Raw genomic sequence first — 3,558 nt, 5'->3', positions numbered from 1 at the left:
GGCCGCTGCCACCCCCGCGGCACCCGCTTCGGGCCGCAAGTGATGCGCCCCTCCTCCTTCCCGTCGACCGCAAGCAGGCACTGACCATGGCGACTGCCGTCCCCTCCTTCGACCTAGCCGGCCTCCAGGAACAGATCGCCTCGCAGTTCCGCGGCCTCAATCCCAACGACCCCGCTTCCTGGCCGATCGTCCCCAAGACGCTGATGTGCCTGGGCGTCGCGATCGCGATCGTGGTGGCCCTGTGGTTCGTCTGGCTCACGAGTTCCGCCGAGGAACTCGAGGCCGAACAGCACAAGGAAGTCAGCCTGCGCGAGGACTACCGCAAGAAGCTGACCCAGGCCGTCAACCTCGATGCCCTGCGCAAGCAGCGCGAGCAGGTGCAGCAGTACGTGACGCAGCTGGAAAAGCAGCTTCCGAGCAAGGCGGAGATGGATGCCCTGCTGTCCGACATCAACCAGGCCGGCCTGGGCCGCAGCCTCACGTTCGACCTGTTCCGCCCCGGCCAGGTGAGCGTGAAGGAGTACTACGCGGAGCTGCCCATCGCCCTGAAGGTGCAGGGCCGCTACAACGACATCGGCGCCTTCGCCTCCGACATCGCCCACCTGTCGCGGATCGTGACCCTCAACAACCTGGACATCCAGCAGACCAAGGACGGCGTCACCCTGGTGCTCGACGCCACCGCCAAGACCTTCCGCTACCTCGATCCCGATGAAGTGGCCGCGCAGCGCAAGGCCACCAGCGGCAAGAAGGGGGGCAGGAAATGAGCGTCCGCCTGGTGCTCGCGCTCGCCGCCGCGGCCCTGCTCGCCGCCTGCGGCGCCTCCGAGGAGGAGGAGATCCAGCAGTGGATGCAGGAGCAGCGCGCCTCCATCAAGCCGCAGGTGAAGCCGATTCCGGAGCCGAAGCGCTTCACGCCGCAGGCGTACACGCAGGAAGCCGCGGTCGAACCCTTCAGCCAGCAGAAGCTGGTGGTCGCCCTCAAGCGCGATGCGGCGCAGACCGGCACGGCCAGCGCCGCGTTGCTGCAGCCCGAATTGAACCGGCGCAAGGAGCCGCTGGAAGCCTATCCGCTCGACTCGATGGTGATGGTGGGCAGCCTGATCAAGCAGGGCCAGCCGATGGCCCTGGTCAAGGTCGACAACCTGCTCTACCAGGTGAAGCCAGGCAACTACCTGGGGCAGAACTACGGGCGCATCACCAAGGTTTCGGAGACGGAGATCGTGCTGCGCGAGCTGGTGCAGGACGCGGCCGGCGAATGGGTCGAACGAACCTCGACACTGCAACTGCAGGAGAAGTCCAAATGACGAAAACAACGATTGGGAGCTGGCGCGCCTTCGTGGCCGCCGCGGCGATGCTGGCCTCGGCCTGCTGGAACATCGCCCAGGCGGCGCCGGCCGTGGAGAGCGTGCGCGGGAGCCTGCAGGGCGGGGTGGAGGTCGTGCGCATCGACTTCAGCGAACCGCTGACGTCGGTGCCCACCGGGTTCGCGATCCAGTCGCCGGCGCGCATCGCGCTGGACGTGCCCGGCGCGACCAACGCGCTCGGGCGCAGCGCGGTCGACATCAACGTCGGCAACCTGCGTTCCGTGAACGTGGTGCAGGCGGCGGACCGCGCCCGCCTGGTGCTGAACCTGAAGGCGCCGACCAACTACCACACGCAGGTGGACGGCAAGTCGCTCATCGTCACGCTGGACCCGGTGGCGCAGACCGCCACCGCCGCCTCGGCGCAGCAGACCTTTGCGGAAAGCCGAAATCGCGACAACCAGCCGATCCGCGATCTGGACTTCCGCCGCGGGCCGGACGGCTCGGGCCGCGTCGTCGTGGACCTGCCCAGCAACCAGGTGGGCGTGGACATCCGGCAACAGGGCCAGACGCTGGTCGTGGAATTTCTCAAGTCCACGCTGCCGCAGGGCCTGCGCCGGCGCATGGACGTGACGGACTTCGGCACGCCGATCCAGACTGTGAGCACGTTCCAGCAGGGTGACCGCGTGCGCATGGTGATCGAGCCGCGCGGCGCCTGGGAACACAGCGCGTACCAGTCCGACAACCAGTTCGTCGTCGAAGTCCGCGCCCAGCGGCAGGACCCGAACAAGCTGTCGCAGGGCCCCGGCTACACCGGCGAAAAGCTCTCGCTCAATTTCCAGAACATCGAAGTGCGCTCGCTGCTGCAGGTCATCGCGGACTTCACCAACTTCAACATCGTGACCTCGGACTCGGTCACGGGCGGCGTGACGCTGCGCCTGAAGGACGTGCCCTGGGACCAGGCGCTGGACATCATCCTGCAGGCCAAGGGCCTGGGCATGCGCCGCACCGGCAACGTGATCTGGATCGCGCCCAAGGACGAGATCGCCGCCAAGGAGAAGCTGGAACTGGAAGCCAACGCCGCGATCCAGAGCCTGGAGCCGCTGCGCACCCAGGGCTTCGCCCTGAACTACACGAAGGCCGCCGACGTGGCCGTGCAGCTCACGGGCACCGGCTCCTCGCGCATCCTCAGCGCCCGTGGCAGCGTGATCGCCGAGCCGCGCACCAACCAGCTGTTCGTCACCGACGTGCCCTCCAAGCTCGAACAGGTGCAGCAGCTGATCCAGCGGCTGGACATCGCCGTGCGCCAGGTGCTGATCGAGGCGCGCATCGTCGAGGCCTCCGACACCTTCGGCAAGACGCTGGGCGTGCGCCTGGGCGGCAGCGACCTGCGCGGCGTGCGCGGCGGCGATGCCGGCTATGCGATCGGCGGCAACAACCGCGTCGCCTTCGGCGGCAGCTACGACGCCGTGTCCGGCACCACCGGCGAGAGCTCCACGGCCCTCACCACGCTGAACACCAGCGTCGTCAACCTCCCGGCGGGCGGGCTGGGCGGCTTCACGCCCGCGAACTTCGCCATCTCCATCTTCAGCTCCGCCGCCAACCGCTTCCTGAACCTGGAGCTGTCGGCGCTGGAAGCTGACGGCAAGGGCAAGCTGGTCTCCAGCCCGCGCATCGTGACGGCCGACAAGACCAAGGCGCTGATCGAGCAGGGCACGGAATTCCCGTACCAGCAGGCCACCTCCAGCGGCGCCACCTCGGTGGCCTTCCGCCGCGCCACGCTGAAGCTGGAAGTGACGCCGCAGATCACGCCCGAGGGCAACATCATCCTCGACCTCGACATCAACAAGGACAGCCGCGGCGAGACCACGGCGGCCGGTATCGCCATCAATACGAAGCACATCCGCACCCAGGTGCTGGTGGAAAACGGCGGCACGGTGGTGATCGGCGGCATCTTCGAGCTGACCGAGACCGAGAACGAGACCCGCGTGCCCGTCCTGGGCGACATCCCGATTGCCGGCAACCTGTTCAAGAACCGGCTGCGCAACACGAACAAGCAGGAAATGCTTGTCTTCATCACGCCGAAGATGGTGGCGGATCGCCAGTCTGCAGGCCGTTAACCCGTACCGAGGAGTTTTGAGTTCATGACGCGAATCTGGAAGGCCCTGAGCGGGCTGATGTTGGCGGCCGCGCTGGTTGCCTGCGGTGGGGGAGGGGGCAGCCCGGGAGTCACGACCCAGAACCCGGCCCAGACGCCG

Annotated in this window: 3 protein-coding genes; all 3 read left to right on the top strand. The window is 67.5% G+C overall.

Annotation, left to right across the window (positions count from 1 at the left end):
• Positions 1–86: 86 nt before the first annotated feature.
• Genes VFM98_RS06100 through pilQ form a run of 3 tightly spaced genes read left to right on the top strand, consistent with a single transcriptional unit; the run spans position 87 to position 3,420 of the window.
• Positions 87–764, top strand: coding sequence for a type 4a pilus biogenesis protein PilO (locus VFM98_RS06100; RefSeq protein ID WP_325109010.1), 678 nt, complete (start codon positions 87–89; stop codon positions 762–764).
• Positions 761–1,303: a pilus assembly protein PilP gene (locus VFM98_RS06095; RefSeq protein ID WP_325109009.1), complete on the top strand. Its 543-nt coding sequence runs from the start codon at positions 761–763 to the stop codon at positions 1,301–1,303. Before VFM98_RS06100 ends, VFM98_RS06095 begins: the two co-directional genes overlap by 4 nt.
• Positions 1,300–3,420 carry a type IV pilus secretin PilQ gene (gene pilQ, locus VFM98_RS06090; protein WP_414708989.1) on the top strand — a complete coding sequence of 707 codons (2,121 nt, stop codon included), beginning with the start codon at positions 1,300–1,302 and terminating at the stop codon, positions 3,418–3,420. Before VFM98_RS06095 ends, pilQ begins: the two co-directional genes overlap by 4 nt.
• Positions 3,421–3,558 lie beyond the last annotated feature (138 nt).

It is taken from the genome of Ramlibacter sp. (genome assembly GCF_035706265.1).
GTDB lineage: Bacteria > Pseudomonadota > Gammaproteobacteria > Burkholderiales > Burkholderiaceae_C > Ramlibacter.
Note: the sequence above shows the minus strand (reverse complement) of the source record. Positions and strands in the feature narration are given on the sequence as shown.